The sequence below is a fragment of the Micromonospora violae genome (genome assembly GCF_004217135.1).
GTDB lineage: Bacteria > Actinomycetota > Actinomycetes > Mycobacteriales > Micromonosporaceae > Micromonospora > Micromonospora violae.
Genome location: NZ_SHKK01000001.1, coordinates 3,570,695 through 3,597,066 on the forward strand (window position 1 = coordinate 3,570,695; position 26,372 = coordinate 3,597,066).

Annotated in this window: 26 protein-coding genes; 9 read left to right on the forward strand and 17 right to left on the reverse strand. The window is 70.8% G+C overall.

What is annotated here, in order from left to right:
- Positions 1-78: 78 nt before the first annotated feature.
- Together EV382_RS15660 and EV382_RS15665 are read right to left on the reverse strand one after the other, a co-directional pair.
- Positions 79-846 carry an enoyl-CoA hydratase/isomerase family protein gene (locus tag EV382_RS15660; RefSeq protein ID WP_130402685.1) on the reverse strand — a complete coding sequence of 256 codons (768 nt, stop codon included), beginning with the start codon at positions 844-846 and terminating at the stop codon, positions 79-81.
- Between the two features lie 46 nt (positions 847-892).
- Positions 893-1,120 carry a helix-turn-helix domain-containing protein gene (locus tag EV382_RS15665; protein WP_007462679.1) on the reverse strand — a complete coding sequence of 76 codons (228 nt, stop codon included), beginning with the start codon at positions 1,118-1,120 and terminating at the stop codon, positions 893-895.
- A gap of 216 nt (positions 1,121-1,336) precedes the next feature.
- On the opposite strand from EV382_RS15665, the gene EV382_RS15670 reads away from it, so the two are divergent.
- The gene (locus tag EV382_RS15670) at positions 1,337-1,936 is read left to right on the forward strand and encodes a cadmium resistance transporter (protein ID WP_130402687.1); all 600 of its coding nucleotides are present in this window, start codon (positions 1,337-1,339) and stop codon (positions 1,934-1,936) included.
- Positions 1,937-1,976: 40 nt separating this feature from the next.
- Here EV382_RS15670 and EV382_RS15675 read toward each other — a convergent pair whose 3' ends face one another.
- Positions 1,977-3,581, reverse strand: a complete 1,605-nt coding sequence (locus EV382_RS15675; RefSeq protein WP_030337302.1) for an ABC-F family ATP-binding cassette domain-containing protein — start codon at positions 3,579-3,581, stop codon at positions 1,977-1,979.
- A gap of 262 nt (positions 3,582-3,843) precedes the next feature.
- On the opposite strand from EV382_RS15675, the gene ypfJ reads away from it, so the two are divergent.
- On the forward strand, positions 3,844-4,764 hold the full coding sequence (gene ypfJ, locus EV382_RS15680) for a KPN_02809 family neutral zinc metallopeptidase (RefSeq protein WP_130402689.1): 921 nt from the start codon (positions 3,844-3,846) through the stop codon (positions 4,762-4,764).
- A gap of 94 nt (positions 4,765-4,858) precedes the next feature.
- Here ypfJ and EV382_RS15685 read toward each other — a convergent pair whose 3' ends face one another.
- The 3 genes from EV382_RS15685 to EV382_RS15695 form a co-directional block, all read right to left on the reverse strand.
- Positions 4,859-5,239 carry a YybH family protein gene (locus EV382_RS15685; protein WP_244236712.1) on the reverse strand — a complete coding sequence of 127 codons (381 nt, stop codon included), beginning with the start codon at positions 5,237-5,239 and terminating at the stop codon, positions 4,859-4,861.
- Between the two features lie 94 nt (positions 5,240-5,333).
- Positions 5,334-5,981: an acVLRF1 family peptidyl-tRNA hydrolase gene (locus EV382_RS15690; protein WP_130402691.1), complete on the reverse strand. Its 648-nt coding sequence runs from the start codon at positions 5,979-5,981 to the stop codon at positions 5,334-5,336.
- 52 nt (positions 5,982-6,033) lie between these two features.
- Positions 6,034-6,642 carry a LysE family transporter gene (locus EV382_RS15695; protein ID WP_130408857.1) on the reverse strand — a complete coding sequence of 203 codons (609 nt, stop codon included), beginning with the start codon at positions 6,640-6,642 and terminating at the stop codon, positions 6,034-6,036.
- 337 nt (positions 6,643-6,979) lie between these two features.
- Here EV382_RS15695 and EV382_RS15700 point away from each other — a divergent pair, with 337 nt between their 5' ends.
- Complete coding sequence (locus tag EV382_RS15700) at positions 6,980-7,720, forward strand: VOC family protein (protein ID WP_130402693.1); 741 nt, start codon at positions 6,980-6,982, stop codon at positions 7,718-7,720.
- Between the two features lie 84 nt (positions 7,721-7,804).
- On the opposite strand, the gene EV382_RS15705 is transcribed toward EV382_RS15700, so the two are convergent.
- The 8 genes from EV382_RS15705 to EV382_RS15740 are packed head-to-tail and all read right to left on the reverse strand — an operon-like array spanning position 7,805 to position 14,596.
- Entirely contained in the window at positions 7,805-8,272 is a 468-nt protein-coding gene (locus EV382_RS15705) for a metal-sulfur cluster assembly factor (protein ID WP_130402695.1), read from the reverse strand.
- Positions 8,269-8,742, reverse strand: a complete 474-nt coding sequence (gene sufU / locus EV382_RS15710) for a Fe-S cluster assembly sulfur transfer protein SufU (RefSeq protein ID WP_130402697.1) — start codon at positions 8,740-8,742, stop codon at positions 8,269-8,271. Before sufU ends, EV382_RS15705 begins: the two co-directional genes overlap by 4 nt.
- Complete coding sequence (locus EV382_RS15715) at positions 8,742-10,046, reverse strand: cysteine desulfurase (protein WP_130402699.1); 1,305 nt, start codon at positions 10,044-10,046, stop codon at positions 8,742-8,744. The genes sufU and EV382_RS15715 overlap by 1 nt, the downstream gene beginning before the upstream one ends.
- A 20-nt stretch (positions 10,047-10,066) precedes the next feature.
- Positions 10,067-10,840 (reverse strand): Fe-S cluster assembly ATPase SufC, encoded by a 774-nt coding sequence (gene sufC / locus EV382_RS15720; RefSeq protein ID WP_130402701.1) that lies wholly within the window; start codon positions 10,838-10,840, stop codon positions 10,067-10,069.
- Positions 10,840-11,166: a non-heme iron oxygenase ferredoxin subunit gene (locus EV382_RS15725; protein ID WP_130402703.1), complete on the reverse strand. Its 327-nt coding sequence runs from the start codon at positions 11,164-11,166 to the stop codon at positions 10,840-10,842. Before EV382_RS15725 ends, sufC begins: the two co-directional genes overlap by 1 nt.
- Entirely contained in the window at positions 11,166-12,311 is a 1,146-nt protein-coding gene (gene sufD / locus EV382_RS15730) for a Fe-S cluster assembly protein SufD (RefSeq protein WP_130402705.1), read from the reverse strand. Before sufD ends, EV382_RS15725 begins: the two co-directional genes overlap by 1 nt.
- A 57-nt stretch (positions 12,312-12,368) precedes the next feature.
- Positions 12,369-13,799, reverse strand: a complete 1,431-nt coding sequence (gene sufB, locus EV382_RS15735; RefSeq protein ID WP_130402707.1) for a Fe-S cluster assembly protein SufB — start codon at positions 13,797-13,799, stop codon at positions 12,369-12,371.
- Positions 13,796-14,596 carry a helix-turn-helix transcriptional regulator gene (locus tag EV382_RS15740; RefSeq protein ID WP_425271902.1) on the reverse strand — a complete coding sequence of 267 codons (801 nt, stop codon included), beginning with the start codon at positions 14,594-14,596 and terminating at the stop codon, positions 13,796-13,798. Before EV382_RS15740 ends, sufB begins: the two co-directional genes overlap by 4 nt.
- Positions 14,597-14,694: 98 nt before the next feature.
- Here EV382_RS15740 and EV382_RS15745 point away from each other — a divergent pair, with 98 nt between their 5' ends.
- Positions 14,695-15,660 carry a COX15/CtaA family protein gene (locus tag EV382_RS15745; protein ID WP_208758427.1) on the forward strand — a complete coding sequence of 322 codons (966 nt, stop codon included), beginning with the start codon at positions 14,695-14,697 and terminating at the stop codon, positions 15,658-15,660.
- A 49-nt stretch (positions 15,661-15,709) separates the two neighbouring features.
- Here the strand turns inward: EV382_RS15745 and EV382_RS15750 are convergent, their stop codons facing one another.
- The 3 genes from EV382_RS15750 to EV382_RS15760 all read right to left on the reverse strand — a co-directional run bounded on the left by EV382_RS15750 (position 15,710) and on the right by EV382_RS15760 (position 18,280).
- Positions 15,710-16,630, reverse strand: coding sequence for an ATP-grasp domain-containing protein (locus EV382_RS15750; RefSeq protein ID WP_130402711.1), 921 nt, complete (start codon positions 16,628-16,630; stop codon positions 15,710-15,712).
- Between the two features lie 13 nt (positions 16,631-16,643).
- Positions 16,644-16,979, reverse strand: a complete 336-nt coding sequence (locus EV382_RS15755) for a hypothetical protein (protein ID WP_030491570.1) — start codon at positions 16,977-16,979, stop codon at positions 16,644-16,646.
- A 347-nt stretch (positions 16,980-17,326) separates the two neighbouring features.
- Positions 17,327-18,280: a heme o synthase gene (locus tag EV382_RS15760; protein ID WP_130402713.1), complete on the reverse strand. Its 954-nt coding sequence runs from the start codon at positions 18,278-18,280 to the stop codon at positions 17,327-17,329.
- Positions 18,281-18,547: 267 nt separating this feature from the next.
- Here EV382_RS15760 and tkt point away from each other — a divergent pair, with 267 nt between their 5' ends.
- The 5 genes from tkt to EV382_RS15785 all read left to right on the forward strand — a co-directional run bounded on the left by tkt (position 18,548) and on the right by EV382_RS15785 (position 26,313).
- Positions 18,548-20,686, forward strand: coding sequence for a transketolase (gene tkt, locus EV382_RS15765; protein WP_130402715.1), 2,139 nt, complete (start codon positions 18,548-18,550; stop codon positions 20,684-20,686).
- Between the two features lie 15 nt (positions 20,687-20,701).
- Positions 20,702-21,877 (forward strand): transaldolase, encoded by a 1,176-nt coding sequence (gene tal / locus EV382_RS15770; protein WP_130402717.1) that lies wholly within the window; start codon positions 20,702-20,704, stop codon positions 21,875-21,877.
- 156 nt (positions 21,878-22,033) lie between these two features.
- Positions 22,034-23,683 (forward strand): glucose-6-phosphate isomerase, encoded by a 1,650-nt coding sequence (locus tag EV382_RS15775; RefSeq protein WP_130402719.1) that lies wholly within the window; start codon positions 22,034-22,036, stop codon positions 23,681-23,683.
- Between the two features lie 102 nt (positions 23,684-23,785).
- Positions 23,786-25,300 (forward strand): glucose-6-phosphate dehydrogenase, encoded by a 1,515-nt coding sequence (zwf, locus tag EV382_RS15780; protein WP_130402721.1) that lies wholly within the window; start codon positions 23,786-23,788, stop codon positions 25,298-25,300.
- Positions 25,297-26,313 carry a glucose-6-phosphate dehydrogenase assembly protein OpcA gene (locus EV382_RS15785; RefSeq protein ID WP_130402723.1) on the forward strand — a complete coding sequence of 339 codons (1,017 nt, stop codon included), beginning with the start codon at positions 25,297-25,299 and terminating at the stop codon, positions 26,311-26,313. Before zwf ends, EV382_RS15785 begins: the two co-directional genes overlap by 4 nt.
- The last annotated feature ends 59 nt before the right edge of the window (positions 26,314-26,372 follow it).

The window sequence follows — 26,372 nt, forward strand, 5'->3', positions numbered from 1 at the left end:
GACCGCACCGTCAGGTCAATTCTCCCGACGACTGTGACAACCTCGGTCGTAACCCGGATCTTCCCGTGCGGTCCTTACCTATTCTCCCCTGCCGGCGAGGTCGCGAAGCCGCCGGGTCTGCGCCTCCCGCTCCGCGCGCTGCTGGTCGGCGTGCGACCGCCCCGCGGCACCGGCGAGCAACGCCTTGATCTCCACCACCGCGTCGCGGGCGCCGGAGAGCAGACCGGCGGTCAGGTCCCGCACCGCGCCGTCCAGCTCGGCGGGGGGCACGACCAGGGTGGCCAGCCCGACCCGGTCCGCCTCGGCGGCGTCCAGGCGGCGGCCGGTCGCGCAGATCTCCAACGCCCGTGCGTAGCCAACCAACTCGACGAGGCGTTTCGTGCCGGCCAGGTCGGGCACCAGACCAAGGGTCACCTCGGCCATGGACAGCTTCGCGTCCGTGGACAGCACGCGCAGGTCACAGGCGAGCGCGAGCTGGAAGCCCGCGCCGATCGCGTGGCCCTGCACGGCCGCGACGGAGACGACATCCGGCCGGTGCAACCAGGTGAAACCGGCCTGGAACTCCGCGATGCGCTCGGCGCACTCCTGCTCGGACAGCGTGGCCAACTCCGCGAACGACCCCGGGCCGGAGGCACCCGCCACCGCGAGATCGAGGCCGGCCGAGAAGGCCCGACCCTCGCCACGCACCACCACCACCCGCACGTCGCCGGGCAGGTCACGGGCGAAATCGCTCATCGCCCGCCACATCGCTGGCGTCTGGGCGTTGAGCACGTCGGGCCGGCACAACGTCACCGTGGCGACCGGCCCGTCGCAAGTCAGCCGAACCCCGGTCGCCTCGGCGGTCACCGGACGTCCCGGGGCGCGGCGCTGGTGGACGACGCTGAGGGGCGGGTCACGCCTTCTTGCGGCGCCGGGCACCACCGCGCTGACGCAGCTGCACCCCGGACTCGGTGAGCACTCGGTGGATGAACCCGTAGGAACGGCCGGTCGAGGCCGCCAACGCTCGGATGCTCTCCCCCGAGGTGTACCGCTTTACCAGGTCCTTGGCGAGCGTCTGACGCTCGGCTCCGACGATCCGGCGACCCTTCTCAGTGCTGGTGGCTGTGCCAGTGGCTGCCATGCTGTGTCCTCACGTCCCAGACTGTGCGGTTCGGATACGGTCCCACCTATTAGACCGCCTCGAACGATCATGCGCCAGATATCAACTCTTCGCCAACCGACACGCTATGCAATGTCAGCTTCCCGATAGAGTGATCCTGGCGATGGGGTCCCGCGCGGCGTCCGGACGGCCCACCGCCGAGCGCTGGTCGCTGCCGGCGACCCGTAGCCTCCAACCGTGATCGATCTGCTCGGCACGGCGGCGGGAGCGGCGGTGGTCTTCGCCGCCACCGACATCGACGACATCGTCATCCTGACGCTGTTCTTCGTCGCGGCCCGCAGCACCGGCCGACCCCGGGCGAGGCAGATCGTCGCCGGCCAGTACCTGGGCATCGGCGCGCTCGCGCTGGCGAGCGCGGTGATCGCGGCTGGGCTCCTGGCGGTGCCGGACCCGTGGACGGGGCTGCTCGGTCTGCTGCCGATCGCGCTGGGGGTCCACGCGCTGAGCAGCTCCGACGACGACGAGGCACCCACGGTGGTCACCGGAACGCTCGGCGTGGCCGGGGTGACCATCGCCAACGGCGCCGACAACGTGGCGGTCTACGTACCCGTCTTCCGGGCCCTCGGCGTCGCCGACAGCGCGGTGTTCCTGCTGACCTTCGTGCTGCTCATCGCCCTGTGGTGCGCCGCCGGGGCCTGGCTGGGCGGGCACCGGCGCGTGGTCCGGCTGGTCGAACGCGCCGGCCACTGGCTGGTACCGGCGATCTTCGTCGGCATCGGGGTGGTGATCCTGGTCAGCTCCGGCGTGCTCGGTCGGCTGGTCGACCTGCTCGGTTGAGAGCCGGCCAGCCGTTCCCGGTCAGACCAGCCGTTCCCGGTCAGGCCAGCTCGACCAGTTCGAGCAGGTCGTCGCTCCAGGCGTCCTCGTCACCGTCGGGCAGCAGGATGGCCCGGTCCGGCTTGAGCGCCAGCACGGCACCCGGGTCGTGGGTGACCAGGACGATCGCGCCGGGGTAGTTGGCGATGGCGTCGAGCACCTGCTCCCGACTGACCGGGTCGAGGTTGTTCGTCGGCTCGTCGAGCAGCAGCACGTTGGCGCCGGAACAGACCAGGGTGGACAGGGCCAGCCGGGTCTTCTCACCACCGGAGAGCACCCCGGCGGGCTTGTTCACGTCGTCGCCGGAGAAGAGGAACGCGCCAAGGATCTTGCGTAGGTCGGTGTCGGACTGCTCGACGGCGGCGGCGCGCATGTTCTCCAGCACGGTCCGCTCCACGTCCAGCGTCTCGTGCTCCTGGGCGTAGTAGCCCAGGCGCAGACCGTGCCCGGCGTGCACCTCGCCGGTGTCCGGCGTCAGCAGGCCGCCGAGCATCCGCAGCAGGGTCGTCTTGCCCGCGCCGTTGAGCCCGAGGATGGCCACCCGGGAACCCCGGTCCACGGCGACGTTGACGTCGGTGAAGATCTCCAGCGAGCCGTACGACTTGGAGAGGCCGGTCGCCGTGAGCGGAGTCTTGCCGCACGGCGCGGGGCTGGGGAAACGCACCTTGGCCACCCGGTCGGCGACGCGTACCTCCTCCAGGCCGGAGATCAGCTTCTCGGCGCGGCGGGCCATGTTCTGCGCGGCCACGGTCTTGGTGGCCTTGGCCCGCATCTTGTCGGCCTGCGCCATCAGCGCGCCGGCCTTCTTCTCCGCGTTGGCCCGCTCCCGGCGGCGCCGCCGCTCGTCGGTCTCGCGGGCCTCCAGGTATGCCTTCCAGCCCAGGTTGTAGACGTCGATCACCGATCGGGTGGCGTCGAGGAACCAGACCTTGTTGACCACCGACTCCAGCAGCGCGCCGTCGTGGGAGATCACGATCAGCCCGCCCTTGTGGTTGGCGAGGAAGCCGCGCAACCAGGTGATTGAGTCGGCGTCGAGGTGGTTGGTGGGCTCGTCGAGCAGCAGGATGCCGCCGCCGTTCTCGCCCGCGTCGCGGAACAGGATCCGGGCCAGCTCGATGCGGCGGCGCTGACCACCGGAGAGGGTGCCGATGGTCTGCGCGAGCGCCCGGTCCGGCAGGCCGAGGTTGGCGCAGATCCGCGCGGCCTCGGCCTCGGCCGCGTACCCGCCCAGGGCGGCGAACTGGTCCTCCAGCGCGCCGTACCGACGGACCAGCTTCTCGTCGGCGTCCTCGGCGAGCCGGGCCTCGATCTCCTGCATCTGCGCCATCAGCACGTCCAGCCCGCGGGCGGAGAGCACCCGGTCACGGCCGGTGACCTCCAGGTCGCCGGTGCGCGGGTCCTGTGGCAGGTAGCCGATGGCGCTGCGCTGGTCGATCTGGCCGCCGTACGGCTGACCCTCACCGGCGAGCACCTTCAGGGTGGTGGTCTTGCCGGCGCCGTTGCGACCGACCAGGCCGATCCGATCACCGGGCTGCACGCGCAGGGTGGTGTCGGAGAGCAGGATCCGGGAACCGGCACGCAGTTCCAGGCCGGTGGCAGTGATCATGTTTGCGGGCTCGCTCTCGGGGTTCGGAAGGCTGACTCGGGGCACGCGAAACCGCCGACGGGCTCAAGGGGCCCGACGGCGCGGGGCGGTTCAGCCTTCGCAGCGCAGCACCCGACAAGTGTACCGGGCGTCGCCGAACGGCCCGCCGGATTACCAACCAAGATCATCGGGTACCGGAACGGCTGTCCGGACCCCGTCCGGCACGCACATGACGAACCGACACAAAGAAGACACTCACCGGCATACGGCGATCGGGGTCAGCATGGAACTCAACGAGCGGGCCGAGCTCGACACCTCCCAGGCCAACGACCTGGGTCGAGGCGGCGGGTCGGGCGGCGGCTTCGGCATCCCCATCCCCGGCGGCGGCGGCCGGGGCGGCATCATCGGCATCGTGGTGGCCGTCCTCATCGCCCTGCTCGGCGGCGGGTTCGGCCTCAACGCGATGACCAACGGCGACGGAGGTGGGCCAGCCGGGGGCACCGACCTGGAACAGCTGTGCTCCCGCGACAACCCCGACCGCCTCGACGACGCGCGCTGCCGCAACGTGCTCTACGTCAACAGCATCCAGGCCTACTGGCAGAAGGCGTACCCGGAACTGGGCATGGGACGGTACGAGCCGACCGACACCAACTTCTTCCAGGCGGCGGTCAGCACCGGCTGCGGCCAGGCCGACTCCGGCGTCGGCCCGTTCTACTGCCCCGCCGACAAGCAGGTCTACATCGACCTGAGCTTCTACGACGAGCTGGCGTCACGGTTCGGCGCCAAGGGCGAGTTCGCCCAGCCGTACGTGCTCGCGCACGAATACGGACACCACATCCAGAACCTGCTCGGCACCAACGCGAAGGCCGGACAGGGCGACCAGAGCGGCCCTGGCTCCGCCTCCGTACGACTGGAGTTGCAGGCCGACTGCTACGCCGGCGCGTGGGCCAAGCACGCCACCGAGAGCAAGGACAAGACCGGCCAGGAACCGCTGTTCACGTCCATCACCCAGACCGACATCAGCGAGGCGGTACAGGCCGCCGAGGCGATCGGCGACGACAGCATCCAGGAGCGCTCCGGCGGGCGGGTCAACCCTGACCAGTTCACCCACGGCACGTCCGAACAGCGCAAGCGCTGGTTCCAGCAGGGCTTCGACCGCGGCGACCCGACCAGCTGCGACACCTTCGGCACCGACCAGCTCTGACACGCTCCGAGATCGTGGCAGGCCCGTCGGCGAGCCTGCCACGATCGTTCGGAGCCCTCGGCCATCCACGTGCTGGATGGCCGACGGGCGGGGGTCAGGCGAGCCGCGAGACCTGGTAGTGACCGATGAGCCAGTCGTCGTCGACCCGCCGCACGAGCACGCCGAGGTTGACGGTCAGGGCCGGCCGGTCGGTGAAGCCGAACTCCACCTCCAGGTAACCAAGGACAACGTCGTCGGCGAGACGGCGGATCTCCCGAATTTCGTACGCGGCGGTCAGACCCAGCGGCTGCCCGGCGTAGTACGCGGCGACACCGGCCCGACCGACCGCGTACGGCTGCAATCCCTGGAAGATCGCGTCGTCCGTGAAGCACGCCGCTACCCGATCGGGCTCGTGGGCGTCGACAGCCGATTTCCACCGGTCGAGGACGGTACGCAGAATCTGCGCCTCGGACATCATGTCAACCAGAAACTCCACGCACCCATCCTCCGGCCGCCAGCCGGGCGGCACGCCCGGGAACCCCATTCCGGGTGGCGGCCGTCTCCCCCACCGACGCCGGGGATCGTCGAGTTCAGACGGGGTCGCGTACCAGAATCCGTACCGCACGGGCCGCGCCCACCGCCGCGACCAGCACAGCGTGCCGGGGCTCCGGCACGTCGAGCAGCCGCTCCGCCCGCAACGGCACGAGCGGGGCCAACCGCCGGTCGGCCAGCACCCCGTCCACCGCCCGCCGGTCACCACCGCAGACCAGCGCGGCGAGCGCCGCCGCCTCCGGCAACAGCAGGCGTACGGCCAGGTCCGCCGCGTCGCCCAGCGCCGCCTTCGCCTGGTTGTCGCGCCGGCGGGCGAACCGGTGCTGCGACCATCCCCCCGCAGCGGTGCGCCCCTGCACATACCGGGTGTCCACCTTGGAGACCACGAGGTCGGCGCCCTCGGCCACCCCGAGCGCCACCGCGCCCTTGCGGGCCAGCAGCAGACCGATCCGGCGGGGCGCGCCAGCGGCGGCCACGAACCCGGCCACGTCGACGCTGGCCGGCGACCCGGGTGGGGCGTGCAACTCGGCGGTGGACCCGTCGGGTGCGGCGAGCAGCAGCCCGTACTCCTGTGCCGTGGTGGTGGGCGGGCCGTGCCGGTCGGCGAAGCCCTCGACCCACCGGCCGATGCGGCCCGGGTCCACCTCGACCCACCGGCCGCCTCCCGCTGCGGGTCGACTGGTCACCGCCCGACCGTACGGCACGACAGGCCCGGCCGGGCCGTCGGGCGGTGCCGGCTCAGCCCGGCAGCAGCGCAGCCACCGCCAGCGCGGCGATCAGCGCGCTGGACACCAGGCCGGTGACCAGTCGCCCGCGCGGGCTGCTCAGCGCCCGACCGACCACCGTGCCACCACCGGCGATGAGCAGCTGCCAACTCGCCGACGCCAGGAACACGCCCGCCACGAAGAGCGCCGCCGCGCCCGGGGCCGCGTCGGCGGTGTCCCGACGACCGATCACCAACGCGGCGAAGTAGAGCACCGTCGTCGGGTTCAGCAGGGTCAACCCGAGCAGCGCCACGTAGGCCCGCCCCGGAGTGCCCATGCCCTGACCGGTGCGTGCCGACGGTGGCCGCTGCGAGCGGTGGGCGGACCACGTCCGCCAGAGGCTGTGCCCGGCGAGCCCCAACAGGACCACGGCGGCGACCATCCGCAGCGGCCCGGCGGCCGGTGCGATGACGTCGGCCAGGCCGGCGCCGCCGAGCGCGGCGACCGCCGCGTACAGCCCGTCGGCCGTCGCCACGGCGAGCGCTGCGGCCGCACCGACCCGGAACGAGGTACGGGCACTGAGCCCCAGGATGAGCACCGCGATCGCGCCGACCGGAATGGCGACGCCGTAGCCGGCCACCATGCCGGCGAGGAACGCCCCGGTCACGGTCGTCGGTGGCGGGCCGAGGCTCGTCCGCGAACCGGCCGCTGTCGACGCACGGCAGTCGCCGCACGGACAGGGACCTGCATCGGGTACGCCTCGATCACGGTGCCCATTCTGGACCGGGACGGCCGTCGGCGCCTCCGTATTCGGGCGGGTCCGGCCGCCAGCGGATCGGGCGCCAGATCAGGTCCGGCGCTCGACGAGAACCGCCAGGCCCTTCACGGTCCGGGCCGGAATTCTGTCGTTTTCCGCATAGGCTCCGGTCCGGCTGACGGAAACACTGGCCAGGCGTCGACCCCTACCCCGATGAGGTGAGATGACCGAGAACGGTGTCCAACCCAACGAGACCGTCGTGCCGCTGCTGCACTGCACGTCACCGGAGGAGACCCTGGCATTCTGGCGGGGTCTCGGCTTCGCGGTGACCTGGGAGCAGACCAGGCCGTACCTGTGGCTGGCGTTCCGGTGGAGCGGATTCGAGTTGAACTACCGCGCCGCGCCGGACGGGGTGGACCCCGCGGCGGAGAAGACCGGCGGCTGTCTGGTGATGGTCGACGCGGTCGCCGGGTACCATGCGGCGTTCGCCGAGGCGATGCGCCGCGGGTACGGCAAGGTGCTCGCCAAGGGGCGGCCCCGGATCGGTCGTCTGCGGCCGGGTGCCACCCGCTTCACCATCACCGATCCGTCCGGCAACATCATCGTCTTCATCCAGCGGGACGAACCGGATGTTGAGTATGGCGGCGCGAAGGAACTGGCAGGGCTGGCCCGGGTGCTCGACAACGCCCGGATCCTGCGGGAGTTCAAGAACGACGACCGGGCCGCCTTCCGGGCGCTCGACTCCGGGCTGCGCCGGCGCGGTGAGGCGGCGCCGCCCGTCGAACAGGCGCTGGCGCTCGCCGCGTTGATCGAACTGTCGGTCGCGCTGAGCGAGGACGGACGCGTACCGGACTGGGGTGCCCGACTGCGGGCGCTGCCATTGACCGACTCGGAGCGTGACCAGGTGACGCTGTCCGTCGCCGACCCGACCCTGCTCACACCCTGGCTGCCCAACCAGGATTGAACGTAGACCTGTCGGCGCGCAAGCCCGGTGGACGCGTCGAGCGTGGCACCCGGTCGCGGGTGCCACGCTCGACGGTGCACAGCGTCAGACGTTGAAGCCGAGGGAACGGAGCTGGTCCCGACCCTCGTCGGTGATCTTGTCCGGACCCCACGGCGGGAGCCACACCCAGTTGATCCGGATGTCGCTGACCAGGCCGCCGCCGGGGCCGGTGGTCAGGGCCTGCCGGGTCTGGTCCTCGATGACGTCGGTCAGCGGGCAGGCCGCCGAGGTGAGCGTCATGTCGAGGGTGGCGACGTTCTCGTCGTCAACGTGCACGCCGTACACCAGGCCCAGGTCGACCACGTTGATGCCGAGCTCCGGGTCGACGACGTCCTTCATCGCCTCTTCAATGTCGGCGATCATGGCCTTGCTGACGCCGCCGGCCGGGGTGGCGGCGTCGCCGGCACCCGCCGTCGCGGCACCGTCGGTCGTCACGGCCTCGGTCTGCGGCGCCGCGGTGGCGTCACCGGCCTCCGGCGTGGTCGCCGCGGTAGCGGTGTTCTCGCTGCTCATGCCTTCACCTCCGGGCTCACGCCCACACCGGCGCGTGCCGCGGCGTCCTTGAACGCCATCCACGGCAGCAGCGCGCACTTGACCCGGGCGGGGTAACGGGCCACGCCCGCGAAAGCAACCCCGTCACCGAGCACGTCTTCGTCCGGCGTGATCTGGCCACGTCCGGACATCAACTCCACGAACGCCTCGTGCACCTCGAATGCTTCCCCGGCGCCCCGACCGCGCAACAACTCGTGCAGCACGCTCGCCGAGGCCTGGCTGATCGAGCAGCCCATCCCGTCGTACGAGATGTCGTGCAGCACGGTGCCATCGGTGGCCACCCGGACGGTGACCTCGTCACCGCAGGTGGGGTTGACGTGGTGCGCCTCCGCGACCCGGTCGCCCGAGTCGTCGGCGTCGCGCAGGCCACGCCCGTGCGGGCGCTTGTAGTGGTCCAGGATGATCTCCTGGTAGAGCTGGTCGAGCTGCATCAGTCGAACACCTTCCGCACCTGCTCCAGACCGGCCACCAGAGCGTCGATCTCCTCGGTGGTGGTGTAGAGGTAGAACGAGGCCCGGGTCATGGCCGGGACACCGAACCGGCTGCACACCGGCTTGGCACAGTGGTGACCCACCCGCACCTGCACGCCGAGCGAGTCGAGCACCTGGCCCACGTCGTGCGGGTGCACGTCACCCAGCGCGAACGAGATGGTGCCGCCCCGTCCCACCGGCACGTTCGGGCCGAAGATCCGCAGGTCCGGCACCGAGCCCAGGGCGTCCAGCGCGTACGCCGTCAACTCCTTCTCGTGCCACTGGATGGCCCGCATCCCGACGCCGCTCAGGTAGTCGACCGCCGCACCGAGCGCGACCGCCTCGGCGATCGGCGGGGTGCCCGCCTCGAAGCGGGCCGGCGGCGCGGCGAACGTCGAACGGGCCATGGTGACCGTCTCGATCATCGAGCCACCGCCCATCACCGGCGGCATGGCCGCCAGCAGCTCACCGCGACCCCAGAGCACGCCGATGCCGGTCGGGCCGCACATCTTGTGGCCGGTGAAGACGATGTAGTCGGCGTCCAGGTCGACCACGTCGATGGGCAGGTGCGGCACGGACTGCGAGCAGTCCAGCAGCAGCAGCGCGCCCACCTCGCGGACCCGGGCGGTGATCCGGGAGGTCGCGTTGACCGTGCCGAGGATGTTGGACGTGTGCACCAGCGAGACGATCTTCGTCCGTTCGGTGACCAGGTCCTGAAGGCCCGACTCGTCCAACCGACCCTGGTCGGTGACCGGGAACCAGCGCAGGGTCGCGCCGGTCCGCTCGCAGAGCAACTGCCACGGGACGATGTTCGAGTGGTGCTCCATCTCGGAGATCACCACCTCGTCACCCGGACCGAGCCGGAAACGACTGTCGCCATCCGGACGCAGCGAGGCGTTCGAGAAGGCGTACGCCACGATGTTGATCGCCTCGGTGGAGTTCTTCGTGAACACCACCTCGTCCACGCTCGGCGCGTTGATGAACGCGGCGACCTTCGCCCGCGCCCCCTCGTACGCCTCGGTGGCCTCGGTGCCCAGGGTGTGCACCGAGCGCGACACGTTGGCGTTGTGCCGCGCGTAGTGCTCGTCGAGCACGTCGAGCACCTGGCGGGGTTTGTGCGAGGTGTTGGCGCTGTCGAGGTAGACCAGCGGGTGTCCGTTGACCTCCCGACCGAGGATCGGGAAGTCGGCGCGCACCCGGGCCACGTCGAAACGCGGCACGTCGTCGTACTGCGGCATCCCCTCGGGGATCGCGATGCTGGTCATCTCGGCAGCGCCTCTCCCACTCAGGCCTTGGCCGTGCCGGCCCCGGCGGCGTACCGCTCGTAGCCCTCGGCCTCAAGCTTGTCGGCCAGCTCCGGGCCGCCCTGCTCGACGATCCGGCCGGCCACGAAGACGTGCACGAAGTCCGGCTTGATGTAGCGCAGGATCCGCGTGTAGTGGGTGATCAGCAGCACGCCGGTGTCGCCGGTGTCGCGGACCCGGTTGACGCCCTCGCTGACCACCCGCAGGGCGTCCACGTCGAGACCGGAGTCGGTCTCGTCGAGGATCGCGATCTTGGGCTTGAGCAGCTCCAGCTGGACGATCTCGTGCCGCTTCTTCTCACCACCGGAAAAGCCCTCGTTGACGTTGCGCTGGGCGAACGCCGGGTCCATCTGGAGGCGCTCCATCGCGCCGCGCAGCTCGCCGCCCCAGGTGCGCAGCTTCGGCGCCGCACCGTCGATGGCGGTCTTCGCGGTCCGCAGGAAGTTCGCCACCGAGACGCCGGGCACCTCGACCGGGTACTGCATGGCCAGGAAGAGGCCGGCGCGGGCGCGCTCGTCGACCGTCATGGCCAGCACGTCCTCGCCGTCGAGGGTCACCGTGCCGCCGGTGATCTCGTACTTCGGGTGACCGGCGATCGAGTACGCCAGGGTGGACTTGCCGGAGCCGTTCGGGCCCATGATGGCGTGGGTCTCGCCCGACTTCACGGTCAGGTCGACGCCGGCCAGGATCGGCTTGAGCTCACCCTCGGGCAGCTTGACCGACACCTTCAGGTCGCGGATCTCCAGGGTGCTCATTATCGGGTCACTCCATTACTCGGCGTCAGGCTGAGGTAGATGTCGCCGTCGCGGACTTCGACGGGGTAGACGGGGACGGGTTCGGTGGCGGGCAGGCCGGTGGGCTCACCGGTGCGCAGGTCGAAGCGCGAGCCGTGCAGCCAGCACTCGAGCGTGCAGCCGTCGACCTCACCCTCGGAGAGCGCGACCGCGGCGTGCGAGCACTCGTCGTACGCGGCGTAGAAGTTGCCGTCCTCGCCGTGCACCAGGGCGATCGGCGTGCCGTCGACGTCCGCGCTGATCGCGGTGCCCTTCGGCACGTCCTCGGTGGAGCAGATGCGGATCATCAGGCGCCGGCCTTGGTCAGCCGGGCCTCGATCGCGTCGCCGAGGCTCTCGCGCAGCGACTCCACCGGAATCTTGTTGATCAGCTCGGCGAAGAAGCCACGGACCACCAGCCGGCGGGCCTCGCTCTCCGGAATGCCCCGGGCCATCAGGTAGAACAGCTGCTCGTCGTCGAAACGGCCGGTCGCGCTGGCGTGGCCGGCGCCGGCGATCTCGCCGGTCTCGATCTCCAGATTGGGTACGGAGTCCGCCCGCGCACCGTCGGTGAGCAGCAGGTTCCGGTTGATCTCGTACGTGTCGGTGCCGGTCGCCTCGGCCTGGATGAGCACGTCACCCACCCAGACCGTGTGTGAGCTCTCGCCCTGCAGGGCACCCCGGTAGCCGACGTAGCTGCGGCAGTCCGGCACGTTGTGGTCGACCAGTTGCCGGTGCTCCAGGTGCTGGCCGGCGTCGGCGAAGTAGACCCCGTACAGCTCGGCCTCACCACCGCGACCGGTGTATTCCACGCTGGTGAACTGCCGGACCAGGTCGCCGCCCAGGGACACCTGGATGTGGATGACCTTGGCGTCCCGACCCAGCTTGATCTTCAGGTGCTGGGCCTGGACCGCGTCGTCGGCCCAGTCGGCGACCGTGACCAGCGTCAGCTTCGCGCCGTCGGCCACGGCGACCTCGACGTTGTCGGCCAGGGTGGCCGACCCGACGTGCTCCAGCACCACTGTCGCCTCGGCGAACCGGCCCACCTCGACGAAGGTGTGCCCGAACGCCGGCTGCTCGACACCCTCGCCGATCACCCGCAGACGCACCGTCTCGCCGAGCACCACGTCGGGGGCCACCCGCAGCAGCAGGGCGTCGGCAGCGGCACCGTAGGCCAGCGCGCTGACCCGGTCGACCGGGGTCAGCACACTGCCGATCCGCTCGTCGTCGCGGCCGACCCGGGTGATGGCGACGCCCTCGGGCAGGTCGCCGTACTCGTGTCGGACCGTGCCGGTCGCGGCCGGCACCTCGCCTGTCAGACCGCGGAGGCGCTTGAGCGGGGTGAAGCGCCACTCCTCCTCCAGGCCGGTGAGGGCCGGGAAGTCGGCGACATCGTACGAGCGCAGCGCCTGCGACTTGGTGCTGGGCGGCGGCGCGGAAGCCTGGGTAGTCATTTCTTCCTTGGTCTGTTCTACGACGACGGTGTCAGGTGCTCGGTCCGGCGGGCGGCGTCAGCCGACCGCGCCCTCCATCTGCAGCTCGATCAGACGGTTGAGCTCCAGGGCGTACTCCATCGGGAGTTCCTTGGCGATCGGCTCGATGAAGCCACGCACGATCATGGCCATCGCCTCGTCCTCGCTCAGGCCCCGGCTCATCAGGTAGAAGAGCTGGTCGTCGCTGATCTTGGAGACGGTCGCCTCGTGCCCCATCGACACGTCGTCCTCGCGGATGTCGACGTACGGGTAGGTGTCCGAGCGGGAGATGGTGTCGACCAGCAGCGCGTCGCACTTGACCGTGCTCCGGCTGTGGTGCGAGCCCTCCAGCACCTGCACCAGACCCCGGTACGAGGTGCGGCCGCCGCCACGGGCGATCGACTTGGAGATGATGGACGAGGAGGTGTGCGGCGCGGCGTGCACCATCTTGGCGCCGGCGTCCTGGTGCTGGCCCTCGCCGGCCATCGCCACCGAGAGCACCTCGCCCTTGGCGTGCTCGCCGGTCATGTAGACCGCCGGGTACTTCATGGTCACCTTGGAGCCGATGTTGCCGTCGACCCACTCCATGGTCGCGCCCTCGTGGCAGACGGCGCGCTTGGTGACCAGGTTGTAGACGTTGTTCGACCAGTTCTGGATGGTCGTGTAGCGGCAGCGCGCGTTCTTCTTCACGATGATCTCCACGACCGCGCTGTGCAGCGAGTCGGAGGAGTAGAGCGGCGCGGTGCAGCCCTCGACGTAGTGCACGTACGCACCCTCGTCGACGATGATCAGCGTCCGCTCGAACTGGCCCATGTTCTCCGTGTTGATCCGGAAGTAGGCCTGCAACGGGATCTCGACGTGCACGCCCTTCGGCACGTAGATGAACGAGCCACCGGACCACACCGACGTGTTCAGGGCGGCGAACTTGTTGTCGCCGACCGGGATCACCGTGCCGAAGTACTCCTTGAAGACGTCCTCGTGCTCGCGCAGCGCCGTGTCGGTGTCCAGGAAGAGGACACCCTGCTCCTCAAGGTCCTCACGGATCTTGTGGTAGACGACCTCGGACTCGTACTGCGCCGCGACACCGGCGACCAGCCGCTGCTTCTCCGCCTCCGGGATGCCCAGCCGGTCGTAGGTGTTCTTGATGTCCTCGGGCAGGTCCTCCCAGCTGGTGGCCTGCTTCTCGGTCGAGCGCACGAAGTACTTGATGTTGTCGAAGTCGATGCCGGTGAGGTCCGCGCCCCAGGCCGGCATCGGCTTACGGTCAAACAGCCGCAGGCCCTTCAGCCGCAGGTCGAGCATCCACTCCGGCTCGTTCTTCTTCGCCGAGATGTCCCGCACCACCGCCTCGTTGATGCCGCGCTGGGCAACCGCCCCAGCGGCGTCCGGGTCGGACCAGCCGTACTCGTACCGGCCCAGGGCGGCGAGCTGCTCTTCCTGGGTCAGGGGCTGGACGATCTGCTCGGTCATCTATCTGTCCTCACAGTGGTGACGGGATTACCGGATTGAGCGCGCGCCGGCTGGGTCGGGATGTGCGTGGTGCACACCCCGTCGCCGTGCGCGATGGTGGCCAGACGCTGCACGTGGGTGCCGACCAGACGGGAGATAACCGCGGTCTCGGCCTCGCACAGCTGGGGAAACTCGGCGGCCACGTGCGCCACCGGGCAGTGGTGCTGACAGAGCTGGCCGCCGGAGGCGATCGTGGTCGCATTGGCAGCGTAACCCTCGGCCGTGAGCGCTGCGGCGAGTGCCTCGGCTCGGGCCATCGGGTCGTCGCCGGCGTCCTCCATGGCCGTCCGACAGCGGGATTCGAGAGCCGCCACCTGCTCGGTGGCGAACGCCTCGACCGCCTCCGGACCGCCGCTACGGGCGATCCACCGCAACGCGGCGGTGGCCATGTTGTCGTAGTGGTGTGTGCCACAGCGAACCCGGGCGGCCTCGGTCAGGAGGAACACCTTGGCCGGGCGTCCCCGACCGCGGCTGCCCCGCACGGTCTGCTCGCGGGCGTACACGTCACCGTCCGCGAGCATCGCGTCGAGGTGCCGACGAATCGCCGCCGGGCTGAGCCCGAGCGCCGCGCCAAGCTGAGCGGCGGTGGTCGCACCCTGCTCCAGCAGCAACTGGGTGACCCGATCCCGGGTGGAGATCTCGGCCGCCGACGACCCGGCGAGGCCGGCCGACGTGGCCACGGCAGGCGCGGAGACCGGCACACCGAGGGCCGGAACGGCCGTCGGTTGGTGCCCGGAGAGCCCCGCCGCGTTTTTCACAACGCCAACGTTACGTAATTGCCCGGGAGGTCGCAAACCCGGGCCCCGGTGATCCGAACCACCGAGCCGGCGGAGTCGGACGAGCCTCGATCACTACAGTGCGTAGGATTTGCGCCGTGAACCGATTCGTCCGTCCGGTCTCCGGCACCCTGCTGCGCCGCCTCGCGCTCGCCTCGATCATCGCGAACGTGGGCATCGTCGTCACCGGCGGGGCCGTCCGCTTGACCGCCTCGGGCCTGGGTTGCCCCACCTGGCCCCGGTGCACCGACGCGTCGTACGTCACGACGTCGGAGATGGGCGGGCACGGGGTGATCGAGTTCGGCAACCGGATGCTGACCTTCGCCGTGGGCCTGATCGCGCTGGCCACCCTGCTGGCCGTCCTGGCGCACCGGCCCCGCCGGCCCGGGCTGCTGCCGCTCGCCGTCGCCGTCTTCTTCGGCATTCCCGCCCAGGCCGTGGTCGGCGGCATCACCGTGCTCACCAACCTCAACCCGTGGGTGGTCGGGCTGCACTTCCTCGCCTCGATGGCGGTGATCGCCGCCGCGTACGCCCTCTGGCGGCGCGTCGTCGACCCGGACGGCCCGGTCGTGGGCGTGGTGCCCGAACCGCTGCGCACGCTGGCCCGGATCACCACCGGCGTCAGCGTCGCGGTGCTGGTCATCGGCACCTGGGTCACCGGCAGCGGCCCGCACGCCGGTGACCACGGCGCCGCCCGCAACGGCCTGGACCCGGAATCGATCTCCCAGGTGCACGCCGACGGGGTCTTCCTGCTGATCGGCCTCTCGGTGGCGCTCATCTTCGCGTTCCGCGCCGTCGGCGCGCAGCGCGCCACCCGTGCCGCCATCATCCTGGTCGCCGTGGAGTTGAGTCAGGGCCTGATCGGCTTCGTGCAGTACTTCACCCACGTGCCGGCGCTCCTGGTCGGCGCGCACATGCTCGGCTCCTGCCTGGTGCTGCTGGCCACCCTGGCGGTGCAGTGGTCCACCCGGGAACGCCGTCCGGTCGCCCCGACGCCCCAGCCCGCCTCGACCGACGCCGCCACCCCGGTGCCGGCCACCGCCTGACCGCTGCCCGTCCCGCGCCGGCACACCGCGGCGCGAGGCGGCAAGCGGGTCAGCCGCGGCGGCTCAGGTGGGTGGTGATCGCGGTGGCGAGGCGGTCGGGGGCACCGTCCGCGTACCCGATGAAGAGCGACGGCTCGGTCAGCTCCAACTCGACCAGGACCGGCTCGCCGTCCGGGCCGGGGATCAGGTCGACCCGGGCGTAGAGCAACTGTCGGGTGCCACCGGGCACCGCCGCCAGGGTCCGCTCGGCCACCGCCAACTGCTCGGGGCGGGCGGTGCGGGCGGTGATCTCCTCGGTCTTGTAGAGCCCGTCCGGGCCGAGGTCCGGCCCGGTCAGCATCGGACCCTTGCGGATCGCGTGGCTGAACGCGAGCCCGTCCGGGCCGGCCAGGAAGAGCAGCGCCGTCTCGCCCTCGGTGTCGACGGCCCGCAGGTACGGCTGGACCATGGTCACCCGGCCGGCTGTGGAGAGCCGTCGAACGTGCGCGGCGGCCAGGTCCCGGTGTTCCGGGTCGGCCAGGTCGTACCGGCCGGTGTCCTGGCTGCCGGCGCTCACCGCGGGCTTGAGCACGTACTCGCCGGTCTCGGCGGGCGGCTGCCAGCTCGCCCCCGGCTCGACCCACGACGTCGGCACGGTCGGCACCCCGGCGGCGCTCAACTCGGCGAGGTAGCGCTTGTCGGTGTTCCAGCGGACCACGTCGGCCGGGTTGACCAGCGTCGCGACGGTGGCCGCCCAGGCCACGAACTCGTCGCGGCGTAACGCGTAGTCCCAGGGTGAGCGGAGCACGACCAGGTCGTAGGACGACCAGTCGACGTCGGGGTCGTCCCAGACGACGGCCTGGACGGCGACGCCGCGGGCGGCGAGTGGGGCGAGGACCAGCCGGTCGTCCGGGTCGAGGTCGGCCAGCTCGGCGCAGGTGACGAGAGCGACCCGGGGTTCCCCCCGGGTCGACTGGTGGTGGGTGGTCAATTCAGCTGTCTATTCAGCGGGCCATCGTGCGCCGGGCCATCGACCGCCAGAGGTCGTTGCTCGGACGCATCTGGTCCATCAGTTCACGCTCCCAGGCGTTCTCGACGGTGACTCCCGCCTTGGCGCACGCCTCCCGGGCGGTGACGGTGTCGTCGGCGAACTGGTCGCCCCACTCACCGTCGGAACCCACCAGGACGATCCGTGCGCCACGCTTGCCGACGTACTCGATGACCGCTTTCGCGCCGCCGTGTCCGGCGGCGAACGCCTTGAGGCCCGCGACCAGGCCGTGGGGCGCCTGCTCGCCGGCGGTCTGCTCGGCCGTCAGCGTCGTATCGGAACCATCTGCCATGACGCGAAGCCTAAGCAGAGTTGCACCTTGTCGGGCGAGAACCATGAACCTTTTGTGATGCCAATTACCTACAGGTTTAAGGAGAACCACAGGTTTGCTGTCCGTTTATATGCGGACTTTTGCGCTCAAAACACGTGGGCAAATCGCGTCCGAAGCACCCCAAGTTGAGCCCATCCGGCTCATGCCGAAAGTTACTCTGATGTGACGTTAAACCGGGACAACTCATCCACGTCCATGATTAGTCAGTAGATCACCGGCAGGCAACGAGCGACATGGGGTCGCACCCGGCAGAGCCGCGGCCCGCGAGCCGGCGGCCGACCGGCCGCAGCCGGGACGGACGGAACGGGTCAGATCAACGCGTCGAGCGCGACGGCCACGAAGACGATCGTCAGGTACGTCGTCGACCAGTGGAACAGCCGCATCGGCTTGACCGCCTCGCCGCGCGTCGCCCGCCGGCAGAGCCGGTGCGCCTCGACCACGAAGATGGCACCCACCACCAGGGTCGGCACCCCGTAGATCGCGCTGAGCCCCAGCGGCCAGACGGCCAGGGAGGTGAGCACGGTGAGCCACGCGAAGATCAGGATCTCGGCGTTCACCCGGCGGGTGGAGGCCACCACCGGCAGCATCGGAATGCCGGCCCGGGCGTAGTCGTCCTTGTACTTCATGGCGAGCGGGTAGAAGTGCGGCATCTGCCAGAAGAAGACCACCGCGAAGAGCCCCCACGCGGCCGGCGCCAGCGAGCCGGTCACCGCCGCCCACCCGATCAGCACCGGCGCCGCCCCGCAGGCGCCGCCCCAGAAGGTGTTCGTCGGGGTCGAGCGCTTGAGCCACAGGGTGTAGACGAGGTCGTAGTAGGCGATCGCGGCGAGGGTCAGCCCGGCGGCCAGCAGATTGGTGAACGCCGCCATCAGGGCGACCGACACCGCCGCCAGCACCAGACCGAAGATCAGCGCGCTGCGCGGCGACACGGTGTGCGCCGGCAGCGGCCGGCGCTTGGTCCGCCGCATCAACTGGTCGATGTCGCGGTCGATGTAGCAGTTGAGCACGCTGGCCGCGCCGGCGGCGAGCGAGCCACCGATCAGCACGATGGCCATCAGCCACAGCGACGGCAGCCCACCCTCGGCGAGCATCATCGCCGGGACGGTGGTGACCAGCAGCAACTCGACGATCCGCGGTTTGGTGAGGGCCACGTACGCCGAGAGGACCGCGCGTACGTCCCGCCGGGCCACCGGGCCCTCGGCCGCCCGCGCCGGGTGTGGCCCGGCCGGGTTGCTCGCGGGGCGCTCGGTGATCATGCTCACGGATTGCCACCTTCCGGCATCGGGCACGGGGAGATCGGATCGGCCGGGACCGCGACGGGTCCGCATACCGACCCACACACTACGCGTCGTCGTTTTGGCTGCCCGGCCGACCCGACAACGGTGCGGGGCGTCACACCACCGGGTTGAACCGAGCATCCGGATGGTCACGTAGCGCACACCATGCGCAGATCCCTGGGCGCACGTTTAGGGACGCTCGATAAGGTCATCGGTGAGGGTTCCGCCCATCTGCCGAGGAGCACAACCATCGTGGCTGTTAAACGACCCGAGCACTCCGCACTGAACTGGTCCGACCTCGATCGCCGGGCCGTCGACACCGTCCGCGTGCTGGCCATGGACGCCGTAGAGAAATCCGGCAACGGTCACCCGGGCACCGCCATGAGCCTCGCGCCCGCGGCGTACCTCCTCTTCAACCGCGTCATGCGGCACAACCCGGCCGATCCGAACTGGCCCGGTCGTGACCGGTTCGTCCTCTCCGCCGGGCACTCCAGCCTGACGCTCTACATCCAGCTGTTCCTGTCCGGTTACCCGCTGAGCCTGGACGACCTGAAGTCGCTGCGGCAGTGGGGCTCGCAGACGCCGGGGCACCCCGAGCACGGGCACACGCCGGGCGTGGAGACCACCACCGGCCCGCTCGGGCAGGGCCTGGGCAACGCGGTCGGCATGGCCATGGCGGCCCGTCGCGAGCGCGGCCTGTTCGACCCCGAGGCCGAGCTCGGCGCGTCCGTCTTCGACCACGACATCTGGTGCATCGTCTCCGACGGTGACATCGAAGAGGGCATCAGCCACGAGGCCAGCGCCCTCGCCGGGCACCAGCAGCTGGGCAACCTCACGGTGATCTACGACGACAACGAGATCTCCATCGAGGACGACACCCGGATCGCCAAGAGCGAGGACGTGGCGGCCCGCTACGAGGCGTACGGCTGGCACGTGCAGACCGTCGACTGGCGCAGCGGCGACGCCGACCAGGGCGACTACCACGAGGACGCCGAGGCGCTGCACGCGGCGCTGCTGGCCGCCAAGGCGGAGACCGGCCGCCCCTCCTTCATCGCGCTGCGCACCATCATCGGCTGGCCCGCGCCCAACAAGCAGAACACCGGCAAGATCCACGGCTCGGCGCTCGGCGCCGACGAGGTGAAGGCCACCAAGCGGATCCTCGACTTCGACCCGGAGCAGACCTTCCAGGTCGACGAGGACGTGCTCAGCCACGCCCGCACTGTGATGAGTCGCGGCTCCGACGCCCAGCAGGCGTGGACCACCTCGTTCGACGCCTGGAAGAAGGCCAACCCGGAGCGCGCCGCGCTCTACGAGCGGCTGGCTGGTCGCGTACTCCCCGACGGCTGGACCGACGCGTTGCCGGTCTTCCCCGCGGACGCCAAGGGTGTGGCCACCCGGGCCGCGTCCGGCAAGGTGCTGGAGGCGCTCGCGCCGGTGCTCCCGGAGCTGTGGGGCGGCTCGGCCGACCTGGCCGAGAGCAACAACACCACCATGAAGGGCGAGCCGTCGTTCATCCCGGCCACCCACGCCACCAAGGACTTCCCCGGTCACGAGTACGGCCGCACGCTGCACTTCGGCATCCGTGAGCACGCCATGGGCGCGATTCTCAACGGCATCGCCCTGCACGGTGGCACCCGCCCGTACGGCGGCACGTTCCTGGTCTTCAGCGACTACATGCGTCCGTCGGTGCGACTGGCCGCGCTGATGAAGCTGCCGGTGACCTACGTCTGGACGCACGACTCGATCGGCCTCGGCGAGGACGGCCCGACCCACCAGCCGGTGGAGCACCTGACCGCGCTGCGCGCCATCCCGGGCCTGGACGTGGTCCGCCCGGCGGACGCCAACGAGACCGCCTGGGCCTGGCGGCAGGCGCTGGAGCACACCGACCGGCCGACCGCGCTGGCGCTGAGCCGTCAGCCGCTGCCGACCCTGGACCGCGACGTGCTGGGCAGCGCGGACGGCGTCGCCAAGGGCGGCTACGTGCTGGCCGAGGCGTCCAACGGCAAGCCTCAGGTGATCATCATCGGGACGGGCTCCGAGGTGCAGCTCTGCCTGACCGCCCGGGAGCGGCTGGAGGCCGACGGCACCCCGACCCGGGTCGTCTCGATGCCCTGCCAGGAGTGGTTCCACGAGCAGGACGAGGCGTACCGGGAGTCGGTGCTCCCGCGCGGGGTAAAGGCACGGGTGAGCGTGGAAGCGGGCATCGCGATGTCCTGGCGCGGCATCGTCGGTGACCTCGGCGAGAGCGTGAGCCTGGAGCACTACGGCGCGAGCGCCCCGCACACCGTGCTCTTCGAGCAGTTCGGGTTCACCCCCGACCGGATCGTGGCGGCAGCACACGCCTCGCTGGCCCGGGTGGGCGACATCACCGGTTTCACGACCGGCAACTGAGGGAGCGTGGATGGCATGACGGACAAGTTGAATGAGCTCACCGCCGCGGGTGTGGCGGTCTGGCTCGACGATCTTTCCCGGGTGCGGTTGAGCTCCGGCGGGCTGGACCAGCTGCGCCGCGAGAAGCACGTGGCCGGCGTCACCACCAACCCGACGATCTTCGCGAAGGCGCTGAGCGACGCCGACGAGTACAACTGGCAGCTGCGCGACCTCGCCACCCGTGGCGTGGACGTGGAAGAGGCCGTGCGGATGCTCACCACGTACGACGTACGGTGGGCCTGCGACGTGATGCGCCCGTCGTACGACGGCAGCGCCGGTGTCGACGGCCGGGTCTCCATCGAGGTGGACCCGCGCAGCGCGCACGACGCGGACAAGACGGTCGCCGAGGCCAAGGCGCTGTGGTGGCTCGTCGACCGGCCCAATCTCTTCATCAAGATCCCGGCCACCGAGGCCGGTCTGTCGGCGATCACCGACACCCTGGCCGAGGGGATCAGCGTCAACGTCACGCTGATCTTCGGTCTGGACCGCTACTCGGCGGTCATGGAGGCGTTCCTCGCCGGTCTGGAACAGGCCAAGGCCAACGGCCACGACCTGTCGACGATCGGGTCGGTCGCGTCGTTCTTCGTCTCCCGGGTCGACTCCGAGGTCGACAAGAGGCTCGAAAAGGTCGGCTCCGACCAGGCCAAGGCCCTGAAGGGGCGCGCCGCCGTCGCCAACGCGCAGCTGGCGTACGAGCGCTACACCGAGGTCTTCTCCTCGGACCGCTGGAAGGCGCTCGCCGCCGCTGGCGCGCACCCGCAGCGGCCGCTGTGGGCGTCCACCTCGACGAAGAACCCGGACTACCGGGACGTCATCTACGTCGAGCAGCTGATCGCGCCCGGCACGGTCAACACGATGCCGGAGTCGGTCATCCACGCGTACGCCGATCACGGTGAGACCCTCCCCGACACCGTCACCGGCGCCTACGACGCGGCCCGCAAGGTCTTCGCGGACCTGGAGTCGGCCGGGGTGGACATGGCCGACGTGATCGCCACGCTGGAGCGCGAGGGCGTGGAGAAGTTCGAGGCCAGCTGGCAGGAGCTGCTCGACGGCGTCAGCAAGTCTCTGGACGCCGCCGGCAAGGGCAAGGGCGCTCCGAACAAGGCGGCCAAGGGCAGCGCCAAGGCCGCCGAGAAGGCCGGTGGCGCATGAGCGAGCGCAGCGAGCGAATCAGCAAGCTCAGTGCGAAGGTGCCTCATGACGGCACGCAGCGAAGCGGAGTGCCGGCATGAGCGAGCGCAGCGAGCGAATCAGCAAGCTCAGTGCGAAGGTGCCTCATGACGGCACGCAGCGAAGCGGAGTGACGGCATGAGCGATCTGCTCAAGGGGCCGGTGGAGGGAGCTGCCGGGCTCTCCGTGTACGGCGCCGACGCGGTCGACAAGGCCGCGCCGGCCTCGACCCGGGAGGCGCTGATCAAGGCCGGCGTCCCGGGCAAGCTGGCCGGCAAGGACGCGAGCCTGTGGGGTCCGGACGCCGAAGCCGAGGCGAAGATCCGGCTGGGCTGGGTGGACACCCACCGGCGCAGCCGCGAGCTGCTCGTGCAGTTGGCCGAGCTGACCGCCGAGCTGGGCGACCTGGACCATGTGGTGCTCGCCGGCATGGGCGGCTCGTCGCTGGCCCCCGAGGTGATCACCCGGACGCTGGGTCGCCCGCTGACCGTGCTGGACACCACCGACCCGGGTCAGGTCCGGGCGGCGCTGGGTGACCGGCTGGAGCGCACCGTCGTGGTGGTGGCCAGCAAGTCCGGGTCGACGGTGGAGACCGACAGCCACCGGCGCGCCTACTGGCAGGCGTTCCTGGACGCCGGGATGACCGAGGCGGAGGCCGGCCGGCACTTCGTCATCGTCACCGACCCGGGTTCGCCGTTGGAGACGACCGCGGCCGAGATGGGCGCGTTCACCGTGCTCGCCGACCCGAACGTCGGTGGCCGGTACTCGGCGCTGACCGCGTTCGGTCTGGTGCCCTCGGCGCTGGCCGGGGTCGAGGTCGCGGAACTGCTCGACCAGGCCGACGCGCTGGCCACCTCGCTCGGCGCGGACCAGAACAACCCGGCGCTGGCGTTGGGCGCCGCCCTGGGTGCCGCGGCCACGCTGGCCCGGGACAAGGTCGCCCTGGTCTCCGACGGCACCGGCATCGACGGGCTCGGCGACTGGGCCGAGCAGTTGATCGCCGAGTCGACCGGCAAGGCCGGTGTGGGCATCCTTCCGGTGGTCGTGGAGTCCCCGCAGAGTCCCGGTGCCACCGGCGCGGACGTGCTGACCGTCAGCTACGGCGGCGCGCTGACCGCCGGTGACGTGCCGGGCGGCGGTGGCGCGCCGGACGTGGCCGTCAACGGCCCGCTGGGCGCGCAGTTCCTGGCCTGGGAGTACGCCACCGCGGTGGCCGGGGTGGTGCTCGGCATCGACCCGTTCAACCAGCCGAACGTCACCGAGTCCAAGGAGAACACCAACAAGATCCTGGCCTCGGGCCTGCCGGCGGAGACGCCGTCGTTCACCGAGGGCGCGATCGAGGTGTACGCCCCGCAGGGCGCGCCCGGGGACCTGGCCGGGGTGCTGCGCTGGCTGCTCGACGGGCTGGGCGACGACGGCTACCTCGCGGTGATGGCGTACCTCGACCGGTTCGCCGACGCCGACGCGGCCCGGCTGCGACCGTTGCTGGCCCAGGCGGGCGGGCGGCCGGTCACCTTCGGCTGGGGTCCACGGTTCCTGCACTCGACCGGTCAGTACCACAAGGGTGGTCCGCAGGTCGGCAGCTACCTCCAGGTGACCGGCGCGGTCGCCGAGGACCTGGAGGTGCCGGGCAAGCCGTACACCTTCGGTGAGCTGCAGGCGGCGCAGGCCGCCGGGGACCGGCAGGCGCTCGCCGGTCGGGACCGGCCGGTGCTGCGGTTGCACCTGACCGACCGGGCCGCCGGTGTCGCCCAGCTACTGGACGCGGCCGGTGATCTACGGGCGTGAGGATGGACGACGTGACTGAGGCGGAAGCGAGGAGGCGGCTCGGTGAGCGCGAGGAGTGAGCCGGGGTTGCGAGCCCCCGCAGTCGCGAACGAAGGTGGCCCGGTGAACCCGCTGCGCGACCCGCAGGACCGCCGGTTGCCCCGGATCCCGGAGCCGTGCGCTCTGGTGATCTTCGGGGTGACCGGCGACCTGGCCCGCAAGAAGCTGCTCCCCGCGGTCTACGACCTGGCCAACCGGGGGCTGTTGCCGCCGGGCTTCGTGGTGCTCGGGTTCGCGCGCCGCGACTGGGGTGACGGCGACTTCGAGACGTTGGCCTGCGAGGCGGCCCGCAAGCACGCCCGCACCCCGTGGCGGGACGAGGTGTGGGCGCGGCTGGCCGGAAACATCAAGTTCGTCGGCGGGTCGTTCGACGACGACGACGCCTTCGACTCCCTCGCCTCGACGTTGGACGACCTGCGGCAGACCCACGGCATCACCGGCAACGCGGCGTTCTACTTCTCCATCCCGCCGGCCGCGTTCCCGGTCGTCCTCAAGCAGTTGGCCCGCACCGGAATGGCCGACAACAACAAGTCCGGCGGTTGGCGCCGGGTCGTGGTGGAGAAGCCGTTCGGCAACGACCTGCCGTCGGCGAAGGCGCTCAACGACCTCGTCGACGACGTGTTCACCCGGGAGGACGTCTTCCGGATCGACCACTACCTGGGCAAGGAGACGGTTCAGAACATCCTCGCCCTGCGGTTCGCCAACAACCTGTTCGAGCCGTTGTGGAACTCCAAGTACGTCGACTCGGTGCAGATCACCATGGCGGAGGACGTCGGCATCGGCACCCGCGCCGGCTTCTACGACACCGTCGGCACCGCCCGTGACGTGTTGCAGAACCACCTTCTCCAGCTCCTCGCCCTGGTCGCGATGGAGGAGCCGACCAGCTTCGACGCCGACGAGATCCGGGCCGAGAAGCTGAAGGTCCTCAAGGCCATCACCCTGCCCAAGGACGTCGCCCGGGACACCGTCCGCGGTCAGTACCTGCCCGGCTGGGTCGGCGGCGAACGCGCGGTCGGTTACCTGGACGAGCAGGACGTCCCCGCCGACTCCACCACCGAGACGTACGTGGCGGTGCGGCTGGGCATCCAGAACCGCCGCTGGGCGGAGGTGCCGTTCTACATCCGGGCCGGCAAGCGGCTGCCCCGGCGGGTCACCGAGGTCGCCATCATGTTCAAGAAGGCGCCGCACCTGCCGTTCAACGACGCCGACATGGAGTCGCTGGGCAACAACCAGCTGGTCATCCGGGTGCAGCCGGACGAGGGTGTGGTGCTCAAGTTCGGCTCGAAGGTGCCGGGCACGACCATGGAGGTCCGCGACATCGCGATGGACTTCCAGTACGGCGAGGCGTTCACCGAGTCCAGCCCTGAGGCGTACGAGCGTCTGGTCCTGGACGTGCTGATCGGCGATCGCACCCTGTTCCCCGACGCGGCCGAGGTCGAGCAGAGCTGGCAGGTGATCGACCCGCTGGAGCACGCCTGGGAGGGCACCACGCCGGAGCCGTACCGGGCCGGCGAGTGGGGCCCGCGGGCCTCCGACGAGATGCTGGCCCGCGAGGGTCGCGCCTGGAGGAGAGCATGATCGGGTTGTGGGACACCACCGGCAACGAGGTGGTCAAGGCGCTCGCCGCCGAGCGGCGCAGCGCCGGCGGGGTGGCCAGCGGCATGGCGCTGACCCTGATCGTGGTCGTGGACGAGAAGCGGGTCCGGGAGGCGGAGGCGGCGGCGACGATCGCCGCCGCCGCGCACCCGTGCCGGCTGGTGGTGGTGGTCCGCTCGGAGATCGAGCGGGACCGCAACCGGCTGGACGCGGAGATCGTGGTCGGTGGTCGGCTCGGCCCGTGCGAGGCGGTGGTCACCCGGATGTACGGCCGGTTGGCCCTGCACGCCGAGTCGGTCGTGATGCCGCTGCTCGTTCCCGACGTGCCGGTGGTCACCTGGTGGCACGGTGAGCCGCCGGCGGAGATCGCCACCGACTTCCTCGGGGTGGTGGCCGACCGGAGGATCACCGACTCCGCCCAGGCCGCCGACCCGGTGGAGGCGCTGCGGCAGCGTGCCCGCGACTACGCCCCGGGCGACACCGACCTGGCGTGGACCCGGATCACCCCGTGGCGCACCCTGGTCGCCGGGGCGTTCGACACCACCAACGAGCAGGTCACCGAGGCGACGATCGTCGCGCCGCCCACCGACCCGACGGCGCTGCTGATGGCCGGTTGGCTGTCCAGCCGGCTCGGCATCACCCCGCGCCGGGTGGACAGCAACGATGTCCCCCGCATGCGGGAGGTGCAGCTCAGCTGCGCCAACGGCGATCAGCTGACGCTGACCCGCGAGGACAGCATGGCCGTGTTCCGGCGTACCGGCCAGGATGACCGGGCTCTGCCGCTGGTTCGCCGCCCGCTCGGCGACGAACTGGCCGAGGAGCTGCGCCGGCTGGACGCCGACCAGGTGTACGCGGAGGCGCTGGGCGCGACGGTCGGGCTGCGGGGGTTGGACCAGCGCCCCGCGCAGCGGGTCCACGTCTGGAAGGATCCGGCCACCGCGAAGCGCGCCGAGGCCGGGGTCACCGCGCACGCCAGCACGAGCGGCGAGGGCTGAGCCCCGCCGGGGCCACGACGTCGGGCAGGGCCGGTACACGCCGGCCCTGCCCCGCAATC